The sequence below is a fragment of the Altererythrobacter sp. TH136 genome (assembly GCF_007065885.1).
Lineage (GTDB): Bacteria > Pseudomonadota > Alphaproteobacteria > Sphingomonadales > Sphingomonadaceae > Tsuneonella.
Window position 1 is genome coordinate 1,968,127 of record NZ_CP041409.1, and the last position, 19,286, is coordinate 1,987,412.

Here is a 19,286-nt window from a genome sequence, read left to right on the forward strand (position 1 = left end):
CGGACACGCGCGAGATGAAGCCCCGCCGGAGCGATCCGGCGGGGCTTTTCTTTTGCCGCGCCCCGGCGCACCTTGCCGCGGTCATGCGACTCCCGATCGTCTTGTTTTCCAGCGCGGTGCTGGCCTCGTGCGCTCCCGACGGGGCGCCCACGCCAACCCCAGTGTCCGACAACGCGAACCGGCCCGAATCCACCGGCGCCGCCGCGCCCCCGGCCGCGTCCCCCGCATCTTCCCCCGCCGCTGCACCGGCAACCGCCCTGGTGACGAGCCTGGCGGGCGAATGGCGGGTCGCGGGCATCGACGGCGCGGACTTCAACGAGCCGGTGGGACTGGCCTTGAGCGGCAACGCGGACGAACTCTGGTGGGAGCCGCGCTGTGCCCGCTTCATTCGCAGCTATCGTATCAGCGGGACCGGCATCCAGTTTGGCCCCCCGGCTGGCGCGGGCCCGCCGCCGCCGCCAGGCACGCCGCCCGAACCGGTGTGCACGATCGGACTGTTGCCGCGGTTGCCCCACGTTATGCGCGCGCTGGACGCGGCGACCACCGTGGTCCGGACCGAGCAGAATGGAGTGCTGATTTCAGGCGGCGGTCACAGCCTGCTGTTGTTCTCGCAGTAGCGGCGAAACCGCCGGCTGCACCGCGCGGGCGTCAGGCCTGGTGCACGCTCTCTTCTTGTGCCGCGACCGCCCGGCCATAGCTGGCGCTGTCGACCATCTCGTAATAACGGATCGCGCGGTCCTGCCAGACGGTCCACACGTCGATCTTGGGCGTTTCCAGCGTGCGCAAGGTCCGGCGGTGGCGCCAGTGGACGCGGCCGATCCATACCACCCTGTCGCCTTCGGACACGATCGCCTCGGTCTTGCTCGAAAGCATTTCCCAGCTTTCCGCCAGCGCCGTCCAGTACCCGATCACCGCCGCTTTGCCGCTGAACGGACCGCTGACCGAATCGCAGGGAAAGGCGCGTTCCAGCACCGAGTGGAACTCGATCGCCTGGTCCATGAGGTCGAAGAAGGAGGCGGGGGTGGTGCCGCGGCTCTCGCCCCATTGATCGTAGGCAGCGGCGAGGCGCTGCCGGAATTGTTCGTACACTTGCTGACCCGTGCTCTTTTTTCTTGCGGCGGGCCCTATCCATATTGGGGAGGCCGGGCAACCCGGACGCTTTCCCTTGTGCCGCGCAGTCGCTAAGCGCGCGAAGCATGCCGCCTCCCGCCCCTTCCAGCGTTGCCAAGGACAAACGATGACCGGCGAGACCCACACCACGTTGGCCAAGGCCGAAGTGCTGATCGAGGCGCTGCCCTATCTGCAGCGCTACGCCGGCCGCACCTTCGTGGTGAAATACGGCGGCCACGCGATGGGCGATCCGGCCGCCGCGCGCGATTTTGCGGAAGACATCGTGCTGCTAAAAGCGGTCGGCATCAACCCGGTGGTGGTCCACGGCGGCGGGCCGCAGATCGGGGCGATGCTCAAGAAACTGGGGGTCGAGAGCACGTTCGTCGACGGGTTGCGGGTCACCGACAAGGCGACTGCCGAAGTGGCCGAGATGGTCCTGTCGGGTGCGATCAACAAGGAACTGGTCGGCTGGATCGCGCAGGCCGGCGGCAAGGCGCTGGGCGTGTCGGGCAAGGATGGCGGCCTGGTCACCGCAACCAAGGTCACGCGCACGGTGACCGATCCCGACAGCCGCATCGAACAGGCGGTCGACCTGGGCTTCGTGGGTGAACCGGCGACGGTGGACACCGCCCTGATCGATACCGCAGTGTCTGCGGGGATGATCCCGGTGATCGCTCCCATCGGCGCGGGCGCGGGCGGCGAGACCTTCAATATCAACGCCGATACGATGGCCGGCGCGATCGCGGCGGCGCTGGGCGCGGCGCGGTTGTTCCTGCTGACCGACGTGCCGGGCGTGCTGGGCAAGGACGGGACCCTGCTGGCGGATCTCACGCCGGCGGATGTCGCCGCGCTGCTGGACGACGGGACCATCACCGGCGGGATGATCCCCAAGCTGGAGACCTGCGTGAAGGCGGTGGAGGCTGGCTGCGAGGCGGCGGTGGTGCTCGACGGCCGGGTGCCGCATGCGATGCTGCTGGAATTCTTCACCGCTACCGGCGTCGGTACGCTGATCCATGCGGCTTAGGCCGTATTGCCCGGTTGATACACCCCGCTGCGCTGGCTAGAGCAACCTTGCAACCCTCCACATCCTTGAGGAACCGATGGACGTCCTGATCGACATTTTCATGATGCTCGCCAACGCGGCGAACATGCTCGTGATCATCTGGTTCATCATCGGGCTGCTGTTCAGCTTCAACGTGATCGGACGCGACAACACCTTCTTTGTCGCGGTGCACGATGCCATCGCCCGGTTGTTCGAGCCGATCCTGCGCCCGATCCGCCGCCTGCTGCCGGATACCGGCGCGATCGATTTCTCGCCGATGGTCCTGCTGCTGCTGATCTACGCGATCATCATCGTGCTCGAGAGCGTCCGGGGCGTCTGATGGCCGCCGAGGTCATCGACGGAAAAGCATTCGCGGCCCGCCTGCGCGAGCGGGTCGCCGCAGCGGCCGCCGCGTTCGAACAGCAGGCAGGGCGCAAGGCGGGGCTCGCGGTGGTCCTCGTGGGCGACGATCCGGCCAGCCAGGTCTATGTCGCATCCAAGGGCAACGCGACGCTTGCTGCCGGCATGGCGAGCTTCGAACACCGGGTCCCGGCAGACATCGCGCAGGCCGAGCTTGAGGCGCTCGTCCGCCGGCTGAACGCCGATCCGGCGGTCGACGGCATCCTGGTCCAGCTGCCGCTTCCGGCCGCGCTCGACGACCAGGCGGTGATCGCGCTGATCGATCCGGCGAAGGACGTGGACGGGCTGACCGATCCCAATATCGCCGCGCTCGCCAACCAGCGGCCGGGCCTGTTTCCGTGCACGCCGTTCGGCTGCATGTTGCTGCTGCAGGATCGGCTGGGCGATCTGTCGGGCAAGGACGCGGTGGTGATCGGCCGCTCGCAGCTGGTGGGGCGACCGATGGCGCAGCTGTTGGTCAACGCCAACGCCACCGTGACGGTCGCGCACAGCCGCACCCAAGACCTTGCCGACGTGGTCCGCCGGGCCGACATCGTGGTCGCCGCGGTCGGCCGGCCGGAAATGGTCCGCGCGGACTGGATCAGGCCGGGCGCGGCGGTAATCGACGTCGGCATCAACCGGCTCCCTCCCGCCGAGGGCGAGGCGAGGGGACGGCTGGTCGGGGATGTGGCATTTGCCGAAGCGAGCGAAGTCGCCGGGTCGATCACCCCGGTGCCGGGCGGGGTCGGCCCGATGACCATCGCCGTGCTGTTGCGCAACACGATCGTCGCCGCGCATCGCATCGCAGGTATCCCGGCGCCGGCGGGGCTTTGACCGCAGGCGGGACAGACAAGCGGTGCGCGAAGGTGTAGGAAACGTCCCATGAAGACACTTGCCGCGCTGGCCTTCTCCTCGGCCATGACACTGTTGCTCGCAGGCTGCGCTGCCGGCCCGACCGGCACGAACCGGCCGCTGCGGCCCATCGCGAATCCGAGCGAGGTGATCGCGACCGAACTCGCTTTCGCCCGCGCGGCGAAGGACCAGGGGACGTGGACCGCCTTTCGCCAGTTCGCGACCAGGGACGCGCAATGGCCGGGGCCGCAATGGGAAAACGTGCAAGCCGCGCTGAAGGATGCGCCCGACCCCGCCAAGGCGATCGAATGGGAACCCGACCAGGTGTGGTCCAGCTGCGATGGCAGCTTCGCGCTGTCGACCGGTCCCGCACTCCACCCGACCGGCAAGCGCACCCGGTTCGTGACCATCTGGCAGCGGCAGGACAACGGCGACTACCGCTGGGTGCTCGATCAGGGTTTTGACCTCGAAGCGGGCTATGCCGAACCGGAGATGATTGCCGCGCGGGTCGCCGATTGTCCCGAGGGCCGTTCCAACCGCGTGGCGCGTGTCGCCAAGGCGCGCCGCGCCGCGACGTGGGCGTCCGGTCAGTCGGACGACGGCACGCTGTCGTGGACTACCGAGCTGCGGGCCGATTGCGGCCGAACCTTGGTGCTGAACGCCATGCAGGACGGCGCGATGCACGAGGTGTTCCGCAAGGTGGCGAAGGCGCCGGCCGTGCCCGCCAACGGCACCAGGCCAAGCTGCTGATCCGGCGATGATCGAGCTGTTCCTCTCCGCCTTTATCACCCTGTTCGTGGTGATCGACCCGCCCGGGTGTGCGCCGATCTATGCCGGGCTGACCAAGGGCGCGACACCGGCCCAGTCGCGCAGCATGGCGGTGCGGGCGTGCCTGATCGCCGGGGCGATCCTGGTGGTGTTCGCCCTGTTCGGAGAGGACCTGCTCGGCGCGCTGCACATCGAACTCGACAGCTTCCGCATCGCCGGAGGACTGATGCTGTTCCTCATCGCTCTCGACATGGTGTTCGAAAAGCGCACCGAACGGCGCGAACAACGCGCCGAGCGCGTCGCGGCGGAGCACGAGGGCACGGAGATCGAGGACGTGTCCGTCTTCCCCATGGCCATGCCGATGCTGGCAGGACCGGGCGCCATCGCGTCGATCATGCTGTTGACGGCCAAGGCGCAGGGCGTGGCGAACACCGCGATGGTGCTGGCCGCGCTCGCGGCGGTGCTGGTGCTGACGCTGCTGGCGCTGATCGCGGCCAGCCCGCTGATGAAGCTGTTCGGAGCGCGGGTGGAAGCGGTGATAACCCGCCTGCTGGGCGTGCTGCTGGCCGCGCTGGCCGCGCAATACGTGATCGATGGCTTGAAGCAGAGCTTCGCGCTGTAACCTACTGCAGCGTCACGCGGCCTTCTTCAGGGTCGCCATGGCCGAAGAACTGCATCAGCTGGACGAGCAATTCGCACCGCTCGGTCAAGGACGGGCATTCGAGCAGCGCCTGCTTGGCGGCGGCATCGAACGGCGCGATCTGGCTGACCCCATCGATCAGTGTCCGGTCGTCGAGCCGGGCCACCGAATCCCAATCGACCAGATAGCCCTGCGCTTCGGCAAACCGCCGCGCCTCCTGTTCGAACCCCGCGCGTTCGACGCTGGCAAGGGCGGCGTGCTCGTCTTCCGGCAGCAGTTCGCCTTCGACTTGGCGAAAGGGGGTCGACACATCGAGTTCGCGCAGCACCCGGAAGCGGGCCTCGCCGGTCAGCACGATGTTGTACCGCCCGTCGTCGAGCGCCTCAACCTCCTCGATCTTGCCGACGCAGCCGACCTCGTACAGCGGGGCGTCGTCGGCGGCGCGCTGCGGCTGGATCATCGCCACCCGCCGATCGCGAGCCAGCGCATCGCCCACCAGCGCGCGGTACCGCGGCTCGAACACATGAAGCGGCAGATGCAGACCCGGAAACAGGATCGCACCCGGAATGGGGAAGATGGACAGGCGCGTGGGCACGGCTAGCCGAACAGTACGCGCGACAGTTTGCGCCGGGTGGTGACGACCCACGGATCTTCCAGGCCCACCGCTTCGAAGATCTTCAGCAGTCGCGCGCGCGCCGCGCCGTCGCTCCATTCGCGATCGTGCTGGATCATTGCCAACAGGGTGCCGGCGGCGTCGTCGCGTTCACCGGCGGCATAGGCCGCTTCCGCGAAGGCAAGCTGCGCATCCATGTCGGTCGGACGCTCGGCGGCAGCGGCGCGCAGGGCCTGCAACTCGCTGTCGTCGACGCGCTCTCCCGCAAGCTCCAGCGCGCTGAGCGCGGCTCTCACGGCCGGGTCGCCAGCCAGCGCCTCATCCAGACCGGTGCTGGCCGCGCGGGCTTCATCGGTGCGGCCGGCGGCGACCAGCGCGCGGATCAGGCCGGCGCGGGCAGGGGCATTGTCGGGCGCCATCTCGGTCACCTGGGCGAAAATGCCGGCGGCGCGTTCGGCGTCGCCTTCGGCCAGGATTTGCTCGCCCATCTCGATGAACTGCGCGATCTCGGGCGCGGTTTCCTCCGCCGCGCCGATCGGCAGTTGGGCAAGAAGCTGGTCAAGCATTTCGCGCAGCTGCGATTCGGTGCGCGCATTGGTCAGGTCAGCGACGGGCTGTCCCTGAAACATCGCATAGACCGTCGGGATGGAGCGGACCTGGAACTGCGCGGCGATGAACTGCTCCTCGTCCACGTTGACCTTGGCCAGGACCACGCCCTTGTCGGCGTATTCGCCGCACACCTTTTCCAGGACCGGGGTCAGCGCCTTGCACGGACCGCACCATTCGGCCCAGAAATCGAGGACCACCAGGTTGGTCATCGAGGGCTCGACGATGTTCTTGCGGAAGGCGTCGACCGCCTTCTGCTCTTCTAGGTTGAGCCCCATGCTGGCCACGTATCTATCCCCTTGGCTGTTGAGCCGGCACGCCGGTACCGCGTTAATGTGGGCGTTCGCGGCCGATTGTGAAGCGAAAACGCCTGAGGCCAAATAGCGCTTGCGGCCCCATCGGTGCTTTGCTAACCGCGCGCCTCCCACCGGAGGGGCATGCTCCTTCGGTCGTCCCGATACGGACGACACACGCCTGAGCGGGCGTAGCTCAGTGGTAGAGCGTCTGCTTGCCATGCAGAAGGTCGAGGGTTCGACTCCCTTCGCCCGCTCCAGGCTTCCTCAGCATCCCTGCGATCCCGGATTCCGTTGATCGGCCGGCAGCCTCCGCTGATCGCGAGGGGGGCTTGCGCAAGCCGCTGGCGCATCCCTATGGCGCGATGATATTTCATCACACGCAAGGCTTGCGTGTGCCTTTGGTCCAAACATCAGGATGATCATGGCCCCTCTGGTTTCCGCGCGCGTATCGTTGTCGGCACTTGCCGTCGCCCTCACCAGTCAGCCGGCCCTGGCCCAGACCGCTGGACCGACACCCGGCATCCCCGCCACGCGCGGGGCGGTGGTCGATGACCTGCATACCCGGCAAACCGACCCGACTGGAGAGATCGTGGTCACCGCGCCGGGTCTCGAACGGCTCGATGTGCTGGCCGGCACCAGCGTGGTCGAAGGGCTGGAACTTCAGCGCAACCTGACCGGGCAGATCGGCAATGTGCTGGAGGACCTGCCCGGGGTCACCTCGTCCAGCTTCGCGCCCGGGGTGGCGCGGCCGGTCCTGCGCGGTTTTTCCGGCGAGCGGGTGCGGGTGCTGTTCGATGGGATCGGCGCGCTCGACGCCTCGAATACCTCCGACGATCACGGCGTCAGCATCGATCCGCTGACAGCCGAACGGATCGAGGTGCTGCGCGGGCCGGCGGTGCTGCTTTATGGAAGCCAGGCGATCGGCGGTGCGGTCAACGTGATCGACAAACGCATCCCGCGCCGGGTGCCCGACGAGGCGATCCACGTCGACGCGCTCGCTGGCTATGCGACGGTGAACGACGAATACAGCCTCGGCGGGTCGGTCGATGCGCCGCTGGGTGGCGGCTTTGTGTTTCATGCCGACGGGTCCTACCGCGATGCGGGCGACCTGACCGTGCCCGGCTTCGTCGCGTCGAGGGCGCTGCGCGCCGAATTGCTGGCCGCCGCGTCCGAGGAACAGGCGGAGGGCCACTTGGACGAAGCCGCCGAGCTGCGCGAGGCCGCCGACCAGCGCGGTACGCTAGCCAACAGCTTCGCCCGTGCATGGTCGGCGAACGCGGGGCTGGCGCTGTTTCGCGGCGACAGCACGATGGGAATCTCGGCCGGCTGGTACGACAGCCGCTACGGCGTGCCCGAACGCCCGGGCGCGGGTCACCACCATCATGAAGAGGGCGAAGAGGCCGGGGATGCCGGCGAGGAGGAGGGCGGCGTGTCGATCGACCTGCGCCAGTTCCGGGCCGATTTCCGGGGCGATCTGGCGATTGGCGGCGGGTTCGTCGACCGGTTGCTGACCCGCGTCGGATACAGCGACTACACCCACACCGAATTCGAAGGCGCCGAGGTCGGCACCGTGTTCGACATCGAGGGGCTGGAGGCGCGGCTCGAGTTCGTCCAGGCCGACCTCGGCGCACTGCGCGGATCGTTCGGCGCGCAATACTACTTCCGCGACTTCTCGGCGGTGGGGGAGGAGGCCTTCGTGGCGCCGAACCAGAGCGAGCAGATCGGCTTCTTCACCCTGCAGGAATACGGCAACGGCCCGTTCGAGATCGAGGGCGCGGTGCGTTATGAGAAGAGCAACGTCAGCGCGCGCACGCTTGGACTGTCACGCTCGTTCAATGGCTTCTCGGGCGCGCTCGGCGTGTCGCTCGGTCTGGGATCGGGCCTGCGCGCGGGGGTGAACGGTACGCGCGTGGCGCGGGCGCCGGCGGGCGAGGAGCTGTTCGCCAACGGACCGCACATTGCAACGCAGGCGTTCGAAGTCGGCGATCCCGACCTGACGCTGGAAAAGGCTTGGGGACTTGAAGGCTATGTTCGCGGAGCGGTTGGACCTGCCCAAGTGAGCATGGCGGTGTTCAAGAACTGGTTTTCCGACTTCATCTACCTCGACGAGACCGGCGAGGAGGAAGACGACCTGCCGGTGTTTGCCTATCGGCAGGGGGATGCCGACTACTTCGGGGTCGAGGGCGAGGTTAAGCTGCCGGTCGCCACCTTCAGCCCGGATGCGCGGCTGATGGCCGAAGCGCGCGGCGAATACGTCCGGGCCAAGCTGGCCGGCGGCACCTCGTTGCCGCGAATCCCGCCGCTCGGCCTGTCCGGTGCCCTGGCGCTCGAGTCCGGCGCGGTTGACGTGCGGGGGGAGGTCGAATGGTTCGCGGCGCAGAACCGCACCGCGCCGTTCGAAACGCGCACCGACAGCTTCGCCTTCGTCAATGCCTCGATCGCCTGGCGTCCCTTCAGCGGGCGGCAGAACATCAGCGTGCTGGCGGCGGTCGACAATATCTTCGACACCGAAGGCCGCCGGCACGTCAGCTTCACTAAGGATTTCGTCCCGCTGCCGGGCCGCAGCTTCAGGCTGTCGCTGCGCACCAGCCTCTAGCTGGCGCGCGCGGCAGGAGCGTTCAGAACCACCGGCGCTTGGTGCGCCCGTGGTGGTCCGCGTCAGTCAGGGGGACGCCGGCGGCAGTCGCCGCGCCCTCTGCCCGCGCGGCGCGCAGTTCGGCCTCGCGCGCGCGCTCATCCGCCTCGCGCGCGGCGAGCTCGCCCTTCCGGTTCGCACGCATGTGATCGTAGCTCCAGCGCATTTGCCCATATGCGAACACGACCAGCAGCCCGCCCGCGATGGCGGTGTTCTTCAACGCCTGCGTCGCCTGCATGGGATCGCCGAACTGGTTGTGGAAGAAGAATATCGTCAGCAAGGTGAAGCCGGCGAGCAGGAACGACGCCAGCCGCGTCATGATGCCGAGCGCGAGCAGCAGCCCAGCGACCAGCTCGAAGATGCCGGTCGGCATCGCCAGCGTGGCCGGCAGGCTTTTCGAGACGAGCATCTGCGCGGTCGGCGCCGGGTCGATGATCTTCTGGATGCCGGAGACGACGAAGATCAGCGCGAGCATCAGGCGGCCGATGACGGCGGCAATAGTGGACATGGCGGTATTCCTTTCCCCTTATGCGACCCTCAACGCATCGACGCCGGCAAAGGTGCCGGCGCGGCTATTCCTCCACCGCGAAGGTGATCTCCGCATGGTCGCGCAGTCGCTCGACCAGCGCTTCGCCCAGAATCGAGCCTGGCGTGCCGATCCCCCCCGGCGCGTCGCTTGCGAGCAGTGCCATGCCGGTCTCGCCCAGCATCCGGCTGGTCGAGCCGTATCCCGGATCGTAGCGGCCCTTGACGGCATATCGCAGCTTTTCGCCGGACGGCATTTCGCCGACAAACAGCGCGTCGTAGTGCCCGCTTTCGCGCTCCTCGGGCGTAGGGCCTTCGCCCGGCGCGGGCGGCTTGGCCCCGAACGGGTTCTTGAGCAGCTCAACCACAGCGTTGGCGGCGGCTTTGCCGGCCTCTCCTGGGCTGGTCAGCATCATCTCGTCGTAGCGGAAGTCCTCGCCGTAGGGGAAACCGCTCAGGAAGTTGGTCCGGTGGACGTTCTTGGTGTTGATGGTCGCCATGATGAACGGCGCGGCCCAGCGGCCCAAGTCATCCTCATAGTGCGGGATCATGCCCGCCGGCTGGTCCGGTCCTTCGAACCCCGGAGTGAGCGCGAACGGGCTCGACAGCAGCGATACGAGCCGCGGGTTCTTCGCCACCGCCTTCATCGTGGCGGTCAGGCTGGCCGCGGTCCCGCCCGAAAACGTCCCCTTCATGTCGCGCACCCGGCAGCGCACCCGCGGGACCGGCTTGCCGAAGCGAGCGACCGCCGCCTTCTGCAGCATCAGCACGCCGAGATCGAACGGGATCGAATCGAACCCGCTGGAAAAGGCGATTCGCGCGCCGCTCGACTTGGCGTGTTCGTGATGCGCGTCGATCATCTCGCGCATCCAGGCCGGCTCACCGCACAGATCGGCATAGTCGGTGCCGGAGCGGGCGCAGGCGGCGACCAGTTCGCTGCCATACAGCTGGTACGGGCCGACGGTGGTCAGCACCACGCGGGTGCGGTGGCACAGCGCGTCGAGCGTGCCCGGATCGCTTGCGTCGGCGATGACCAGCGGCGTGTCCGCCGGCGCGCCGATCAGGTCGCGCACCTCTGCCAGCTTGTCCCTGCTGCGTCCGGCCATCGCCCACTTGGGCGCGTCGGGCCGGGTGCCGTATTCGCGCACGAAATGCTCGGCGACGAGGCGGCCGGTGTAGCCGGTGGCGCCGTAGATCACGATGTCGAATTCGCGGCTGTCGTTGCTCATCGTCCTGCTCCTGTACGGTTCGTGGGGCGACCCGGAATCCGCAGCCTTGCGCGGGCCGCCAGTTCGGTCTGGTGGCTGATGACCATCTCCCGGGCCGCGCCATAATCGCCCGCCGCGCGCTGCGCATCGAGCCGTTCGTCGTCGTTGCGCCGATACTCCTGCTCCGCGGCATCGATATCCTGGAGGTTTTCGCCCAGCATCTCCAGCGCTGCGCGGGCCATCGTAACGGCGGATTCCATGACCTCGCGCACCGCAAAGTCGTGTGGGGCGTCGCGCAAGTCGATCAGCGTGCGGCGGTCGAACGCGCGGACGAAGATTTTCGGGCGCGGGAAGGCTTCCCGCACCGCACCGAGCACGCCCGCGTCAAGCTGCGCGCCGTCGAGGCAGAACAGCAGCGCCTCGGCATCCGCCGCCCCGGCCTGCCGCAGCAGATCGATCCGGGTGCCATCGCCGAAGTAGACCTTCGAACCGAAGGTGCCGGCGACGTCGATCATTTCGGTGTCGATGTCGATCAGGGTGACCCTGATGTCGCTCAGCATCAGCATCTGTGCCACCGTCTGGCCGAACCGGCCATAGCCGATGACCAGCGCGCCCGCGCCATCGTTGTTGGGTTCTTCGCGCTGCTCGGTGGACTGGGCCGCGCGCCGCAGCGGGGCGGTGAGCATCATCAGGAACGGGGTCGAGGCCATCGACAGCGTCACCACCGCGCCGAACAGACTCGCCGCTTCGGGGCTGATCAGCAGGCCAGCCTGTGCCTGGGCGAACATCACGAACCCGAATTCACCGCCCTGGCTGAGCAGCAGGCCCAGGGCGAGCGCGTTGCGCCAGCCCATGCCGATGATCATCGCAATGCCGCCGATCACCGACGCCTTGATCGCGATCAGACCGATCGCGGCCACCGCCACGAACACCGGCCGGTCGGCGATGGCCTGGAGGTCGAGCATCATGCCAACGGCCAGGAAGAACAAGCCGAGCAGGATTGAGCGGAACGGCTCGACGTCGGTCTCCAGCTCGTGGCGGTACGGGGTGTCGGCCAGCATCACCCCGGCGAGGAACGCGCCCAGCGCGGTCGACAGACCGAGCAGTTCCATCGTTCCGGCACACGCGGCGATGGTGAACAGGGCCGCGACGATGAACATCTCGCGCTCGCCCAGTCCGCCGATCAGGCGGAACAGCGGGCGCACCAGGAACCGGCCCGCGATGATCAGCCCGGCGATGGCCGCGAGCGTCATCAGCGCCAGCTGCCAGCCCGGCGGTCCCCCGGCGTCGGCGGGGTTGCGCGACAGCGCGGCGACCACGGTGATCATCGCGATGATCGACAGGTCCTGGAACAGCAGGATCGAGAACGCCCGCTCTCCGAACGGCGTCTTGAGCCGCCCCGCCGATTGCAGCATCGGCAGCACCTGCGCGGTCGAGGACAGCGCCAGCGGCATGCCGAGCGCGACCGCCGCCGCCCAGCTGAAGTTGGTGGCCAGGCCGATGGCGGCGGTGAGGGCGATGCCGCACAGCGCCACCTGGACCAGTCCCAGGCCCAGGATCTCGCGCTTCATCGCCCACAGGCGGGCCGGTGCCAGTTCCAGGCCGACGATGAACAGCAGCAGCACGATGCCAAGTTCCGCAAAGCCGATCATCGATTCGGCATCGCCGATCAGGCCCAGCACTTGCGGCCCGATCACCACGCCCGCGACCAGGTAGCCCAGCGTGGCCCCCAGTCCGAGCCGGCGGAACAGCAGCACGAAGCCGAGCGCGAAGCCCAGCATCACCACTCCGTCGCGCAGGAAGTGGCTGGTGCCGTGCGCCGCCTCCATCACAGGACCTTCATGTAAGCGATCACCGCGTCGCGCGCGGCCGGATCCTTCAGACCGGCATGAGTCATTCTGGTGCCCGGTACCGCCCGCATCGGCGCCTCCAGGAAACGGCCGAGTGACGCATCATCCCAGGTAAGCCCCGCCTGCTTCAGCGCGGCGCTATAGGGATAGCCCGCAGCCGAGGCGGCCGGCTGGCCATAGACCCCCGCGAGCGACGGCCCGACCAGGTGCTTGCCCGGCTCGGTCGTGTGGCAGACCGTGCATTGACCGAACGCGGCCGGAGCCTGCGCCACCACGGATCCGGAAGCATGTCCACCGGTCCCCGGCGACGCATCGGGCGCGGGGTTGTCGCTCTCGCGCGCCGCCTGTCCGCAAGCGGTGAGCAAAACGATCGCCGATGCGGCAAGGGCACAGCGGATCATGCGATGCAGCGTTCCGGGCGCGGGAGTGCGCCTCCCGCCATGTAAAGCTTACCGCGTGGCCGTCAAAGCTTCAGGTTGGCGCGCACGCCGATCAAATCGATGCCGGGATTTTGCTGTGAATTGAACAATCGCGCGTTGGAGATATGCACCCAGCTCGCCTCGACGCTGACGCGCGGCGCGAGCGCGAGGCCGATGGCGATTTCCGGCTCGAACAGCACTCTGCTGCCAAGATCGGTGCGCACGCCGGTGTCCGGATTGGTCCGCAGCGACGGCGCGTTGTGCAGCACCAGCCCGACGCCCGGACGCACATACACGCCGCCCAGGCTGAACTTGCGGCTGATGCCCGCGCCCACGAAGTCGGTCCCGCCGCTCTCGCTGTTGACCGACCCGAACACGTAGGGCTCGATCCCCACTACCGGCAGAACAGGGTCCAACCGGTAACCGACCTGCACGTCGACGCCGCCTTCCTGCGTATCGAGCGTGAACGGGGTATCGACCGCGTGCCGGTACACGCCGCCGTAGAGTTCGCCCGCATGAGCGGGAGCAGCGATTGCGGCCGCGCCGAGCGCAGCGGCGAGAGAGAGCTTGATCTTCATCGCCCGCCTCTGGCTGTGGCAAGCTTGCGGCAAGCTGAAGGCAAACGGGCGCGCCCCCGATCCGGCGCTTTCCTGTATCGCGGCGCGCGCCTATCCGGGCCGGCTTTATGGCGCACGCAGCCCCCTCGGCCCGAAACGGACTTTGGCGCGCCGAGCTGGCGGCCACCTTGGCGCTCGCCTGGCCGTTGGCGCTCGCCAACCTGTTGCAGATGCTGGTCCACGCGGTTGACGTGATCTTCGTCGCCCGGCTGGGAGAACGCGAACTCGCCGCCTCGGCGCTTGGCATCGCCTTGTTCGGCCTGCTGATGTGGGCGTTCTCCGGGCTGACCGGAATCGTCGCGGCGCTGATTGCGGAAGAACTTGGCCGGCGCCGGCACGCCGTGCGCGAAGTGCGCCGCTCAGTCCGCATGGCGTTGTGGCTGGCAGTGGTCGCCGGCGGCGTGGGCATGGCGATCTGCTGGTTTGGCGAAGCGCTGATGCTCGCCAGCGGACAGTCCGCCGCCTTGTCCCGGCGCGCGGGGGACTTCCTGCAGATCATCATGTGGGCGATGATCCCGATGGTGATGGCGAGCGTGCTGCGCAACTTCGTCTCCGCTCTCGGCCGGCCGATCTTCGCCACCGCGATCACTGCGCTGGCGCTGGGCGCGAGCTTGCTGTTCAACTGGATGTTCGTGTTCGGCAACCTGGGCGCACCGGCGCTCGGTCTTGAGGGGTCGGCGCTTGCCAGCGTGTTCACCTCGCTGTTCGTGCTGGCGAGCTATGTCGTCGCCATCGGCGCGGACCGGCGTCTCCGCCGATACCGGATCCTCGGCAACTGGTGGCGCCCTGAGTGGACCCGGCTGCGCGAGATCGCTCGCCTGGGCACGCCGGTGATGGTGATCATCATCGCGGAGGCGGGGCTGTTCAGCGGCGCGGCCCTGCTGATGGGGCGGATCGGAGAATCGGAACTCGCCGGCCACACGGTCGCGCTCCAGATCGCGGCGCTGGCGTTCCAGGTGCCGTTCGGGATCGGCCAGGCCGCGACCATTCGGGTGGGTTACCATTTCGGCGCGGGCGATCGGGACGCGATCGGCCGGGCGGGCTGGATCGGCATCGCGGTGGCCGCTGGCTTCATGTGCCTGACCGCGGCGGCGATGCTGTTCATGCCGACGTTGCTCCTGCGCATCTACGTCGATCCTGCGGCGCCCGCGAATGCCGCCATGGTGCGGTTCGCGGTCAGCTACATGATTATGGCCGCGGCGTTCCAATTGTTCGACGGGGTGCAGGCGGTCGCGGCGGGCGCCTTGCGCGGAGTGCAAGACACGCGCGTGCCGATGGCGATCGCGATCTTCAGCTACTGGGTGCCCGGGTTCGGCGCGGCGATCTGGCTCGGCTTCTTCACCCCGCTCGAAGGGTTCGGCGTGTGGGTGGGCCTGGCGATCGGGCTGGTATTCTCGGCCGCGCTGCTGACCTGGCGATGGGCCTTGCGCGACCGGATCGGGCTGACCGCGCGCGCCGCCTGACGATTTATCCGCCCCGCGCTGCTTGACGCCTCGGGATGGCGCACTAAATGCCCAGGCGCTGGCACTCTTGCATCGAGAGTGCCAAGAGCATTCACCAACCGAAAGGGCTTAGCGACATGGCATTTCGTCCGTTGCACGACCGCGTTCTTGTCCGCCGTATCGAGGCTGACAGCAAGACCGCCGGCGGCATCATCATCCCCGACAGCGCCCAGGAAAAGCCGAGCGAAGGCGAAGTCGTCTCCGTCGGCACCGGCGCGCGTAACGACCAGGGCCAGGTTCACCCGCTCGAGGTCAAGGCCGGCGACCGCGTATTGTTCGGCAAGTGGTCCGGCACCGAGGTCAAGCTCGACGGCGAAGACCTGCTGATCATGAAAGAAAGCGACATCATGGGGATCGTCGGCTGATCGCCTGACCCCCACCGCTTTTCACTTACCCAAGACTTTCAGGAGAAACACCAATGGCTGCCAAGGACGTACGCTTTTCGCGCGACGCGCGCGAACGCATTCTCGCCGGCGTCGACACCCTCGCCAATGCCGTAAAGGTCACGCTGGGCCCCAAGGGCCGCAACGTCGTGATCGACAAGAGCTTCGGCTCGCCGCGCATCACCAAGGACGGCGTCACCGTCGCCAAGGAAATCGAACTCAAGGACAAGTTCGAGAACATGGGCGCGCAGATGCTCAAGGAAGTCGCGAGCCGCACCAACGACAACGCCGGTGACGGCACCACCACCGCCACCGTGCTCGCCCAGGCGATCGTGACCGAAGGCATGAAGTCGGTTGCCGCCGGCATGAACCCGATGGACCTGAAGCGCGGCATCGACATGGCGGTCGAGAAGATCACCGAGAACCTGAAGAGCCGTTCGAAGGAAGTGTCCGGCTCGCACGAGATCGCCCAGGTCGGCATCATCTCGGCCAACGGCGACACCGAAGTCGGCAACAAGATCGCGGAAGCGATGGAAAAGGTCGGCAAGGAAGGCGTGATCACCGTCGAGGAAGCCAAGGGCCTCGAGTTCGAGCTCGACGTCGTCGAAGGCATGCAGTTCGACCGCGGCTATCTCAGCCCCTACTTCATCACCAACCCCGACAAGATGACGGTCGAGTTGGATAACCCCTACATCCTGATCCACGAGAAGAAGCTGTCGTCGCTCCAGGCGATGCTGCCGATCCTCGAGGCCGTGGTGCAGTCGGGCCGTCCGCTGCTGATCATTGCCGAGGACATCGAAGGCGAAGCGCTGGCGACCCTGGTGGTCAACAAGCTGCGCGGCGGCCTGAAGGTCGCGGCGGTCAAGGCTCCCGGCTTCGGCGATCGCCGCAAGGCGATGCTGCAGGACATCGCGATCCTGACGCAGGGCGAGATGATTTCCGAAGACCTCGGCATCAAGCTCGAGAACGTCACGGTGGGCATGCTCGGCCAGGCCAAGCGCGTGTCGATCGACAAGGACAACACCACCATCGTCGATGGCGCCGGCTCGGCCGACGACATCAAGGCGCGCGTGGGCGAAATCCGCACCCAGATCGATGCGACCAGCAGCGACTATGACCGTGAAAAGCTGCAGGAGCGGCTGGCGAAGCTCGCCGGCGGCGTGGCCGTGATCAAGGTCGGCGGCGCTTCGGAAGTCGAAGTGAAGGAGCGCAAGGACCGCGTCGACGACGCCCTCCACGCGACCCGCGCGGCGGTTGAAGAAGGCATCGTCCCCGGCGGCGGCACGGCTCTGCTGTACTCGGCCAAGGCGCTCGAAGGCCTGACCGGTGCCAACGAGGACCAGACCCGCGGCGTCGACATCGTCCGCAAGTCGCTCACCTCGCTGGTGCGCCAGATCGCTTCGAACGCGGGCCATGACGGCGCGGTTGTTTCGGGCAAGCTGATCGACGGCAACGACGAGAACATCGGCTTCAACGCGCAGACCGATACCTACGAGAACCTCGTCACCGCCGGCGTGATCGACCCGACCAAGGTCGTGCGCACCGCGCTGCAGAACGCGGCCTCGGTCGCCGGCCTCCTGATCACCACTGAAGCAGCGATCAGCGAGAAGCCCGACGACAAGCCGGCGATGGGCGGAATGCCCGGCGGCGGCATGGGCGACATGGGCGGCATGGGCTTCTAAGTCCGCGCTGTCGGTCCACCCGGGTCCTGCCCGGGCGTTCCGCTCAGATAAAAAGACGGGCCGGGGGAGCGATCCCCCGGCCCGTTTCCTTTGCGCGCCCTGATCCTGACGTGATCTATGCGGCGAGAACGGTGGCTGCGACCTCGTCGATCGAACCCGTCACCAACAGGGGCTGCCCGCCGACGATGCCCACCTTGGTCTGGCCGTTCTCATCCGTTCGCAGCCAGGCGATGTTCTGCGCTACGACGAGATAGTCGCCGCCGCGCGAGTTGAGCATTACGAATTTCATGATCGGTCTCCTGAGCGAAAACCCCTAGCAGGCATGCGTCAGCGGCATGTTAACGGGCACCAAGGGGCGGGCCGCCCGTTGATCCCTGCGAAGCCACAAGGAGACCCCCCGACATGAAAATTCCGCACCACGCACTCGTCGCCCTCGCCAACGGAGAGCGACTGATCATCATGCGGAATGTCGGCCAGCCGTTCGAGCCCAAGCTCGAAAAGGTCAGCGAGCAGGACCTGTTGCTGACCAACTTCAGCGCCGGCGTGCGCCACCACGAGGCTGCGAACACGGCCGGCTCGTCGAGCAACATCGATGAACTCGCGCACGGAGCGGCGATCGCCGATTTCTTCAAGAAGGCGACGCACGACGGTGAGACCGACCCCCTGGTCATCGCCGCCGACCCCAAGACCCTCGGCGAGATCCGCTTGCAGTGCCACCAGGTGGTCAAGGACCGCATCGTGGGCGAGGTGGCCAAGGACCTGACCAATCAGCCGCTCGAGGCGATCGAACGGGCGCTCACATTGGCGTAAACATTGGTCGGTGCGCGCGGCTGACCCGCCGCGCGCAACGCTGCCGAGAGTGAGTCCCAACGTCCGGTCACGTTTTGGCCGGTGCGCTTCGGGATCGTCCGACAATAGATCACGCTCGAGCGCAGTTTCGTTTTAATGATCTGACCCCAAGTTCCCGCGCGTAGGTTCTTTGTGTCGCGCGACAGACACTCCTCGTCGCGCGCACGTTGTGCCTTGGCGCCGCTTCCCGTTAATCAGATGCAAAGCATGACGGGATCATATTGGGGGTCATGGCGATGAACCGTATCGGAAAATGGTGCGCCGCGCTGGCGCTGGGTTTCACGAGCTTCGGCTCCGCACAGGCGGCTGAGGCCGACTTCGCGAACACGTTCGACGCGGTCTTGGGGACGGAGGTCCGCAAACCGCTGAGCTACGACGCGGGTGCGCGCAGTCCGATCGAGGCGATGGTCGCGCGGATCGCTGATGGTTCGAACGGCCGGATCGGCGTCTACGCGGTTGACTTGGCGAGCGGTCGGCAGGTTTCGGTGTTGGGCGACCAGCGCTTTCCGATGGCCTCCACCAGCAAGATCGCCATCGCCGCCACCTTCATGGAAGGGGTCGAGCGCGGCCGTTTCTCGCTCACCAGCGAATTTCCGTTGATGGTGCCCGTTGCCTCGGCACGGTTCTCCTCCAGCAAGGCGCCGGTGGTGCCGGGCAAGTACTACAAGGCGGTCGACCTCATCGAGATGATGATCACCCGGTCGAGCAATCCGGCGACCGACGCGCTGCTCGCGGCGGTTGGCGGACCGGCGGCGGTCAATTCCTGGGCGCAGCGCAACGGCATCGGCGAATTTAACCTCACCCGCGACATCGCCACCCTGGTGCGCGACGATGGCGAGATCGATCCGGCACGCAGCGTCGATGTCCGTGACAGCGCCACGCCCCAGGCGATGGTCAGCCTGCTCACCGGGTTGTACCAGGGCAAGTTCTTGACCGACCGCAGCCGTCAGGTGATCCTGGGCGCGATGAGCCGCTGCAAGACCGGCACCCGCCGCATCCCCGCGATGCTGCCCAGCGGCGCGCAAGTGGCGCACAAGACCGGCTCGCTCAACAACACGTCCAGCGACATCGGGATCATCAACACCCCCGATGGCCGCGCGATCGCTGTGGCGATTTATGTGACGGGGCAAGGCTCGCGCCCCGCGCGTGAGGCCAAGATCGCGAACATCGCCCGTGCGCTGTACGACGGTTATGCAACGCAGCCCGCCCGCGCGTACGCTTCGGCCAGCTACTGACGTTTCGCTGATGTCGCGGCCGTTGTGCCGCGACGCGCTGGCCCCCGCTGCCGGT

At 67.4% G+C, this 19,286-nt stretch carries 21 protein-coding genes and 1 tRNA gene; 13 read left to right on the plus strand and 9 right to left on the minus strand.

The window, feature by feature from the left end:
• The first annotated feature begins 83 nt into the window (after positions 1-83).
• A complete protein-coding gene (locus C0V74_RS09500) occupies positions 84-617 on the plus strand; it encodes a hypothetical protein (RefSeq protein WP_143251566.1) in 534 nt (177 codons plus the stop codon).
• Positions 618-648: 31 nt separating this feature from the next.
• On the opposite strand, the gene C0V74_RS09505 is transcribed toward C0V74_RS09500, so the two are convergent.
• Positions 649-1,089 (minus strand): nuclear transport factor 2 family protein, encoded by a 441-nt coding sequence (locus tag C0V74_RS09505; RefSeq protein ID WP_143251567.1) that lies wholly within the window; start codon positions 1,087-1,089, stop codon positions 649-651.
• A 148-nt stretch (positions 1,090-1,237) separates the two neighbouring features.
• Between C0V74_RS09505 and argB the strand changes: the two genes are divergently transcribed.
• The 5 genes from argB (at position 1,238) to C0V74_RS09530 (ending at position 4,793) form a co-directional block, all read left to right on the plus strand.
• Complete coding sequence (argB, locus tag C0V74_RS09510; protein ID WP_143251568.1) at positions 1,238-2,134, plus strand: acetylglutamate kinase; 897 nt, start codon at positions 1,238-1,240, stop codon at positions 2,132-2,134.
• A gap of 76 nt (positions 2,135-2,210) precedes the next feature.
• Positions 2,211-2,492: a YggT family protein gene (locus C0V74_RS09515; protein WP_143251569.1), complete on the plus strand. Its 282-nt coding sequence runs from the start codon at positions 2,211-2,213 to the stop codon at positions 2,490-2,492.
• Positions 2,492-3,385, plus strand: a complete 894-nt coding sequence (folD, locus tag C0V74_RS09520) for a bifunctional methylenetetrahydrofolate dehydrogenase/methenyltetrahydrofolate cyclohydrolase FolD (protein WP_143251570.1) — start codon at positions 2,492-2,494, stop codon at positions 3,383-3,385. The genes C0V74_RS09515 and folD overlap by 1 nt, the downstream gene beginning before the upstream one ends.
• A gap of 48 nt (positions 3,386-3,433) precedes the next feature.
• Positions 3,434-4,153 (plus strand): hypothetical protein, encoded by a 720-nt coding sequence (locus tag C0V74_RS09525; RefSeq protein WP_143251571.1) that lies wholly within the window; start codon positions 3,434-3,436, stop codon positions 4,151-4,153.
• 7 nt (positions 4,154-4,160) lie between these two features.
• On the plus strand, positions 4,161-4,793 hold the full coding sequence (locus C0V74_RS09530) for a MarC family protein (protein WP_143251572.1): 633 nt from the start codon (positions 4,161-4,163) through the stop codon (positions 4,791-4,793).
• Position 4,794: 1 nt separating this feature from the next.
• On the opposite strand, the gene C0V74_RS09535 is transcribed toward C0V74_RS09530, so the two are convergent.
• Positions 4,795-5,406 carry an LON peptidase substrate-binding domain-containing protein gene (locus tag C0V74_RS09535; protein WP_246844828.1) on the minus strand — a complete coding sequence of 204 codons (612 nt, stop codon included), beginning with the start codon at positions 5,404-5,406 and terminating at the stop codon, positions 4,795-4,797.
• 2 nt (positions 5,407-5,408) lie between these two features.
• Positions 5,409-6,308 carry a tetratricopeptide repeat protein gene (locus C0V74_RS09540; protein ID WP_143252258.1) on the minus strand — a complete coding sequence of 300 codons (900 nt, stop codon included), beginning with the start codon at positions 6,306-6,308 and terminating at the stop codon, positions 5,409-5,411.
• Positions 6,309-6,508: 200 nt separating this feature from the next.
• Here C0V74_RS09540 and C0V74_RS09545 point away from each other — a divergent pair.
• Positions 6,509-6,583 (plus strand) — tRNA-Gly (locus tag C0V74_RS09545).
• A gap of 164 nt (positions 6,584-6,747) precedes the next feature.
• Positions 6,748-8,922 carry a TonB-dependent receptor gene (locus C0V74_RS09550; RefSeq protein WP_143251574.1) on the plus strand — a complete coding sequence of 725 codons (2,175 nt, stop codon included), beginning with the start codon at positions 6,748-6,750 and terminating at the stop codon, positions 8,920-8,922.
• A 22-nt stretch (positions 8,923-8,944) separates the two neighbouring features.
• Here C0V74_RS09550 and C0V74_RS09555 read toward each other — a convergent pair whose 3' ends face one another.
• The 5 genes from C0V74_RS09555 to C0V74_RS09575 all read right to left on the minus strand — a co-directional run bounded on the left by C0V74_RS09555 (position 8,945) and on the right by C0V74_RS09575 (position 13,541).
• Entirely contained in the window at positions 8,945-9,469 is a 525-nt protein-coding gene (locus C0V74_RS09555) for a DoxX family protein (RefSeq protein WP_143251575.1), read from the minus strand.
• A gap of 64 nt (positions 9,470-9,533) precedes the next feature.
• Positions 9,534-10,715, minus strand: coding sequence for a saccharopine dehydrogenase NADP-binding domain-containing protein (locus C0V74_RS09560; protein ID WP_143251576.1), 1,182 nt, complete (start codon positions 10,713-10,715; stop codon positions 9,534-9,536).
• On the minus strand, positions 10,712-12,523 hold the full coding sequence (locus tag C0V74_RS09565; RefSeq protein WP_143251577.1) for a cation:proton antiporter: 1,812 nt from the start codon (positions 12,521-12,523) through the stop codon (positions 10,712-10,714). The genes C0V74_RS09560 and C0V74_RS09565 overlap by 4 nt, the downstream gene beginning before the upstream one ends.
• Positions 12,523-12,945, minus strand: a complete 423-nt coding sequence (locus C0V74_RS09570; protein ID WP_143251578.1) for a c-type cytochrome — start codon at positions 12,943-12,945, stop codon at positions 12,523-12,525. Before C0V74_RS09570 ends, C0V74_RS09565 begins: the two co-directional genes overlap by 1 nt.
• Before the next feature lie 62 nt (positions 12,946-13,007).
• Entirely contained in the window at positions 13,008-13,541 is a 534-nt protein-coding gene (locus C0V74_RS09575; protein ID WP_143251579.1) for an acyloxyacyl hydrolase, read from the minus strand.
• A 107-nt stretch (positions 13,542-13,648) separates the two neighbouring features.
• On the opposite strand from C0V74_RS09575, the gene C0V74_RS09580 reads away from it, so the two are divergent.
• From C0V74_RS09580 to groL, 3 genes are all read left to right on the plus strand, one after another.
• Positions 13,649-15,043 (plus strand): MATE family efflux transporter, encoded by a 1,395-nt coding sequence (locus tag C0V74_RS09580; RefSeq protein ID WP_143251580.1) that lies wholly within the window; start codon positions 13,649-13,651, stop codon positions 15,041-15,043.
• A 116-nt stretch (positions 15,044-15,159) separates the two neighbouring features.
• A complete protein-coding gene (gene groES / locus C0V74_RS09585; protein WP_131621286.1) occupies positions 15,160-15,447 on the plus strand; it encodes a co-chaperone GroES in 288 nt (95 codons plus the stop codon).
• Positions 15,448-15,500: 53 nt separating this feature from the next.
• Positions 15,501-17,147, plus strand: coding sequence for a chaperonin GroEL (gene groL, locus C0V74_RS09590; RefSeq protein WP_131621288.1), 1,647 nt, complete (start codon positions 15,501-15,503; stop codon positions 17,145-17,147).
• A gap of 115 nt (positions 17,148-17,262) precedes the next feature.
• Here the strand turns inward: groL and C0V74_RS12915 are convergent, their stop codons facing one another.
• Complete coding sequence (locus tag C0V74_RS12915; RefSeq protein WP_168194195.1) at positions 17,263-17,436, minus strand: hypothetical protein; 174 nt, start codon at positions 17,434-17,436, stop codon at positions 17,263-17,265.
• 113 nt (positions 17,437-17,549) lie between these two features.
• Between C0V74_RS12915 and C0V74_RS09595 the strand changes: the two genes are divergently transcribed.
• Entirely contained in the window at positions 17,550-17,957 is a 408-nt protein-coding gene (locus C0V74_RS09595) for a host attachment protein (RefSeq protein ID WP_143251581.1), read from the plus strand.
• Between the two features lie 269 nt (positions 17,958-18,226).
• Positions 18,227-19,231 (plus strand): serine hydrolase, encoded by a 1,005-nt coding sequence (locus C0V74_RS09600; protein ID WP_131621292.1) that lies wholly within the window; start codon positions 18,227-18,229, stop codon positions 19,229-19,231.
• Positions 19,232-19,286: the final 55 nt, after the last annotated feature.

What these genes read in the sequence shown, in the direction of transcription:
- C0V74_RS09500 (WP_143251566.1), top strand. Translation starts at nt 84, where the DNA reads ATGCGACTCCCGATCGTCTTGTTTTCCAGCGCGGTGCTGGCCTCGTGC.
- argB (WP_143251568.1), top strand. Translation starts at nt 1,238, where the DNA reads ATGACCGGCGAGACCCACACCACGTTGGCCAAGGCCGAAGTGCTGATC.
- C0V74_RS09515 (WP_143251569.1), top strand. Translation starts at nt 2,211, where the DNA reads ATGGACGTCCTGATCGACATTTTCATGATGCTCGCCAACGCGGCGAAC.
- folD (WP_143251570.1), top strand. Translation starts at nt 2,492, where the DNA reads ATGGCCGCCGAGGTCATCGACGGAAAAGCATTCGCGGCCCGCCTGCGC.
- C0V74_RS09525 (WP_143251571.1), top strand. Translation starts at nt 3,434, where the DNA reads ATGAAGACACTTGCCGCGCTGGCCTTCTCCTCGGCCATGACACTGTTG.
- C0V74_RS09530 (WP_143251572.1), top strand. Translation starts at nt 4,161, where the DNA reads ATGATCGAGCTGTTCCTCTCCGCCTTTATCACCCTGTTCGTGGTGATC.
- C0V74_RS09540 (WP_143252258.1), bottom strand. Translation starts at nt 6,308, where the DNA reads ATGGGGCTCAACCTAGAAGAGCAGAAGGCGGTCGACGCCTTCCGCAAG.
- C0V74_RS09550 (WP_143251574.1), top strand. Translation starts at nt 6,748, where the DNA reads ATGGCCCCTCTGGTTTCCGCGCGCGTATCGTTGTCGGCACTTGCCGTC.
- C0V74_RS09555 (WP_143251575.1), bottom strand. Translation starts at nt 9,469, where the DNA reads ATGTCCACTATTGCCGCCGTCATCGGCCGCCTGATGCTCGCGCTGATC.
- C0V74_RS09560 (WP_143251576.1), bottom strand. Translation starts at nt 10,715, where the DNA reads ATGAGCAACGACAGCCGCGAATTCGACATCGTGATCTACGGCGCCACC.
- C0V74_RS09565 (WP_143251577.1), bottom strand. Translation starts at nt 12,523, where the DNA reads ATGGAGGCGGCGCACGGCACCAGCCACTTCCTGCGCGACGGAGTGGTG.
- C0V74_RS09570 (WP_143251578.1), bottom strand. Translation starts at nt 12,945, where the DNA reads ATGATCCGCTGTGCCCTTGCCGCATCGGCGATCGTTTTGCTCACCGCT.
- C0V74_RS09575 (WP_143251579.1), bottom strand. Translation starts at nt 13,541, where the DNA reads ATGAAGATCAAGCTCTCTCTCGCCGCTGCGCTCGGCGCGGCCGCAATC.
- C0V74_RS09580 (WP_143251580.1), top strand. Translation starts at nt 13,649, where the DNA reads ATGGCGCACGCAGCCCCCTCGGCCCGAAACGGACTTTGGCGCGCCGAG.
- groES (WP_131621286.1), top strand. Translation starts at nt 15,160, where the DNA reads ATGGCATTTCGTCCGTTGCACGACCGCGTTCTTGTCCGCCGTATCGAG.
- groL (WP_131621288.1), top strand. Translation starts at nt 15,501, where the DNA reads ATGGCTGCCAAGGACGTACGCTTTTCGCGCGACGCGCGCGAACGCATT.
- C0V74_RS12915 (WP_168194195.1), bottom strand. Translation starts at nt 17,436, where the DNA reads ATGAAATTCGTAATGCTCAACTCGCGCGGCGGCGACTATCTCGTCGTA.
- C0V74_RS09595 (WP_143251581.1), top strand. Translation starts at nt 17,550, where the DNA reads ATGAAAATTCCGCACCACGCACTCGTCGCCCTCGCCAACGGAGAGCGA.
- C0V74_RS09600 (WP_131621292.1), top strand. Translation starts at nt 18,227, where the DNA reads ATGGCGATGAACCGTATCGGAAAATGGTGCGCCGCGCTGGCGCTGGGT.